Here is a 4,431-nt window from a genome sequence, read left to right as displayed (position 1 = left end):
GCAACGTCAGCCAAAGCAGCGCCAGAACCGCATCGTCGATCTTCTCTTCATCGATATCCATTCCGAAACTCTATCACGCGACGGCAAAAACGTCCCGCGGTCTACGCCGTATACGTACGGTAGAAAACCGCTTCGGGCGCATCAATATGCTGGCAGAGCCCATCCAGTGGCTTACCGACAATGGTTCATGCTTCATTGCGAAAAACACCGCGTCCCTGCTCCGGGATATAGGCATGGAACAGTGCAGAACACCAGTGCGCAGCCCGCAGTCAAATGGAATGGCTGAGGCTTTCGTCAAAACATTCAAGCGCGATTATGTCCGGATCAATCCGACGCCAGACGCCGAAACCGTCATGGCTCAACTGCCATCATGGTTCGAGCACTATAACAATCTTCACCCGCATAAAGCTTTAGGATATCAATCTCCACGAGAGTTCCTATGCCGAAATGCTCAAACCTGAAAATGTCCGGTTTTTAAGGGGCAACTCCAAGCTACTTCAGTAAGTCTGAAGGCAACTTCGTGCTTGCTTGTAATACCTCAATCCCTATCAGACGACCTTCATCATCAAAATCGAGATGAATCTGACCGCCAACTTCAATCGGGTCACAACAATAGGTAAACCCCAAATTGTTACTCTTGTTGTCGCTGCGAAAATCAATGTATGCAGCGTCAACAGCAACATCGTAACGAATTTTCATTGTCTTGCGTCCAACCGATTTAGGTGAATGTCGAACTCAGGTCAGAAGGCTAATTTTGAATCTTCTACTTATGGAAATCAGAGAATGTGACCCTGCCAGTTGCAATATCCAAATCAAATTCGTTTCCGCTAAATGAAGTCAGTTGAATGCAACCTGATTTTTCCCGGACACCCACAAAGGTGTCTCTATCTTTATTCCAATATTGACACCTTTCCATTCCGTTTACCGTCCATATCTTTGTTCCCATTTGATCAAACAACTGAACATTCTCCCAGACTCTCGGATTAGTCTGTTCAGTTAACTCTCCCCATTGATAAACAACTAGAATCTTACCATCAATTTCAGTTATTTGCCGCGGTTCATATTGAAACTTCATGGTAACTTCCTAGGGTTGGTAAACGCTGTATCCGGGATTCTCGTTTGAAGTTCAAACTGAGTGCCGCCGCCACTCCCACCAAAATTTCCCGGGTTAACTGTTCCTGTCCGAATTATGGTTCCTTTAGGGGGAGACACATCAGTCACATGTGTGGGTATATATGGAAGATCAAATTTATCGGCTATCTGCTGAGGTGTAAGTCCCTTGATATCATCTAACCTCATCATCCAGCTACCACCTTGGTTCGTTGTGCCTTCCGTGTATACTCGCACGTATGTATTCTTACCATCTGCGGGAAACTCTTTAACAGGCCGATTTGGGTTGTATGGTGGTTTAGCATAACCATTGTTGGCTTCCTCTGCTGAAACAATTCGGATATTACTATTCTTAGCGTTGCCACCTATAAGTGGCTTCACGCCAAGAACAATACTTCCAACAAATCCCAGAAGCTGCTTATTATCCTTTTCATCGGCCCATAACTGAAAATACTCATCAGCGTATCGCTGGGTGCAAGCGTCGTCAGAACCACACTGCTCACGTGCATCATTACGGGCTTGAACTCGTGCCATCGCGATATGGTTTACCGCAGCATTCACTTCATTTGATTGAAGCGTCAATAATGCTGTGTAGTAGGAATCGTTATTATGATTGAAGGGATTCAGAATTAGGTTTGCGACCTCTTTCGCTTTCATGAAGTCGTCACGGTGCGCTTCACGACATTCTTCAGTCTCGCAAGCTGCGACTTCGTCATTGCGATTTGCCGAAATCTCGAAATACTCCGAGAAAACACGATATTGGCAATCCGGGTTCTCGCCGCATTGCCTCATTTCGTCGTTGTACGCGATGATTTCTTCATGTTTGAGATAATTGTTCTGATATGCATTACCTGCATACGCTGCGCCTGTTCCACCGGTGACGCCACCCAAACCTTGTAGGATGGACCCTGTGATGGAGTTGGTCATGAAGTCCGCAGCGGAACCGCTTAAGCCTGCTTCCTTGACGAACTCTGCTACCAGCTCTTTGATCTTCGGCGCTAGATAGGCTGATGATGCGCCGCCGAGCGCGCCGCTCAACATACCACTGAAATCAGTCACTCCACCGAGCAAGCCACCTGCAACAGCATGCAAGATCGTTGGCCCAGTTCCGCCTTCCTTCCAGAATTCACGCTCTGCGTCTGTGGTCGCCTCGGCATATTGCTTGGACGACAGATTGCCGATCATATTTGCAGCTTTGGCGGCTGCATCATCGTAGAGCTGTTGCGTCTTCAGCTGCTCACTGAGAATTTTCTGCAGATCAGGAATACCAGGCAGCGAGGTGTTGGTATCTGACGTATCGCGACGCAGATCATCAATGTTCTGCTGCTGATTGGCAGGATCGGTTATGATGATCTCGCCGGGAGAGATTGCTGACAGCGCCTTGCCTGTTTCGCTTTCACCTTCCTTGATTGGCGGGGAAACGAGCGGTCCTCTGCCGGAGATACTGCCGCCATAGGTGTCTGCTTTCCACTCGGAATGTGTGTTGAGGTCTTCGAATTCGAGCGTTCCGGTTTCAAGACGATTGTCTTTCGGGTCGGCCTCGCTGGAAATCACGCCGCCCGTAAGCTTCGTGTTGCCGTCGACCTTGATATCAAAACCGCCCTCGCCCGCACGTATGCCGGATTGTTCTGAGACAATAGCAGCGTCGCCTTTGGCTGTTTGATAACTGCCAGAGATCGCAGCACCACTCGTTCCAATACCGCCGCCAACACCAACCTGCTTGGCTTTTCCTGATGACGTATCAAGCTGACTTTCGATATTAAGGTCACCACCAATGTCGGCAATTACCGTTTCTCCGGTAACAGTTGCACCTTTCAGGTTCGTGTCATTGCCAGATTGCAGATAAACCCCGCCAGTACCCACAACATGCGTGTTGACGTTTGTGACGGTCGTTCCGTCGGCATTTCCCTTCGAAAAGTTGAAGTTGCCACCTGTGAGATCAAGGTTGATCTGCACGCCACCAGCCACGTTTTTGCTGGAATTTTCCGTTGTCGCCTGAGCGCTGATGAGATTGATGTCATTTCCAGCAATCAGAGCGATATCGCCGCGACCGCCCGACGGCATGCCTTTTTCGTCATAGCCAGCTGCGATCTGCGCACCGACTGCATTAATATCACCGCTCGATGCTTCAATGATGACTGTATCGCCAGCACGAATGGTCGTTGGCACAGGTGTCGATGTCGACCCTGATGCACTGTTCTTCGAATATTGGAAGCCTGCCGAGATGGAAGTTGAAAGAAGTGGTCCATCTTGCTTGAACTCACCTGGTGTGATTGGCTTCCCATTCACCAGTGCGTCATAGGCATAATAACCATTGATCGCAGCTATGGTGCCCATCGCAATTGGCTGGCTAGAACTGCCATCGCCGACCTTCTTTGCAGCATCATAAATGTTGCTGGCTGCTGACGCGACACTTGAAGAAACTGTGGCTGTGATGCCAGCAAACAGTTCCTCATGCATGGTTTCGTAATTGGTCTTATCCTGCGCAGACAGCAGATTGACATCGCGTTCGGCGAGAATATCGACTGTGGAACCAGCTTCCACCTGAGCAGCTTGTAGATTTGCGTCACGCCCGGCTGTGATAACAACATCACGTCCCGCACTGAGCGAGGATGTTGCATTGGTTTCAGCACCTTGTTTGGTTTCGTCTTTCGAAGAGCCGTAACCAATGCCAATGGATGCGGAACCGTTGCCCGATTTCACTTGAACACCGAATCCTGAACGCTTTTCCTTCTCTTCAGACGCGTAGCTTTCAGCGCCAGGCAGGATGTTCACATCGCGAGCTGCATCGAGCGCAATGTCATTTCCGGCTTCGACTTTCGAGCCGACAATATTGACGTCGCTTTCACGGGCCTTGATTGAGACATCGTTTCCGGCCGACAGTTCAGAGCCAACATTGGCAACGATATTCTCGCTCGAGCTCTTCTGCTCCTTGCCATAAATCGAATAGAAGCCGTCGCCTGAGCCAACTCCAAAACCGGATTTTTTGGAAGATGACGCGCTGTCATGCTGCTCCTGCGCGCCGATGATCGAAACGCTGTCACCCTCGATGGCAATATTGTCGCCAGCGGTGACTTTGGAGCCGGAAATCGCGACATTGTCACCAGCACTGAGATTGACGTTACCGGATGCACCGAGCTCGGATGCCACCGTGGTCTCATCGTAGGTTTGGGTCCTGTCGCTCTTCTTCGACAGGAAGCCCGACTTCGACTTTGAGCCGTCCTGTTCGCTCGTATCCTTGCCCGATGCGATGATGAGATCGCCGCCTGCATTGATATTCAGATCGGCCTTGTGATCATCCGTACCAGCCTGAACTTTCGA

At 49.8% G+C, this 4,431-nt stretch carries 4 protein-coding genes; 1 reads left to right on the top strand and 3 read right to left on the bottom strand.

Annotated elements, in window-relative coordinates:
- Window positions 1-461: integrase core domain-containing protein (locus OIV19_RS23390; RefSeq protein ID WP_264234297.1), on the top strand; the 461-nt coding region annotated here is incomplete at its 5' end.
- 31 nt (window positions 462-492) lie between these two features.
- On the opposite strand, the gene OIV19_RS23385 is transcribed toward OIV19_RS23390, so the two are convergent.
- The 3 genes from OIV19_RS23385 to OIV19_RS23375 form a co-directional block, all read right to left on the bottom strand.
- The gene (locus OIV19_RS23385) at window positions 493-699 is read right to left on the bottom strand and encodes a DUF2283 domain-containing protein (RefSeq protein ID WP_264234295.1); all 207 of its coding nucleotides are present in this window, start codon (window positions 697-699) and stop codon (window positions 493-495) included.
- A gap of 64 nt (window positions 700-763) precedes the next feature.
- On the bottom strand, window positions 764-1,075 hold the full coding sequence (locus tag OIV19_RS23380) for a DUF7957 family protein (RefSeq protein ID WP_264234293.1): 312 nt from the start codon (window positions 1,073-1,075) through the stop codon (window positions 764-766).
- Window positions 1,072-4,431, bottom strand: a 3,360-nt coding sequence (locus OIV19_RS23375; protein WP_264234291.1) for a hemagglutinin repeat-containing protein, incomplete at its 5' end; no start/stop codon positions are given. The genes OIV19_RS23380 and OIV19_RS23375, both read right to left, overlap by 4 nt.

Source organism: Brucella sp. HL-2 (assembly GCF_025846885.2).
Taxonomy (GTDB): Bacteria; Pseudomonadota; Alphaproteobacteria; order Rhizobiales; family Rhizobiaceae; genus Brucella; species Brucella quorumnocens.
The sequence above is the reverse complement of the archived record's forward strand: the minus strand, read 5'-3'. Positions and strand labels throughout refer to the sequence as shown.

Excerpts from the sequence above, each read along its gene's own strand:
- OIV19_RS23385 (WP_264234295.1), bottom strand. The coding sequence starts at position 699 with ATGAAAATTCGTTACGATGTTGCTGTTGACGCTGCATACATTGATTTT.
- OIV19_RS23380 (WP_264234293.1), bottom strand. The coding sequence starts at position 1,075 with ATGAAGTTTCAATATGAACCGCGGCAAATAACTGAAATTGATGGTAAG.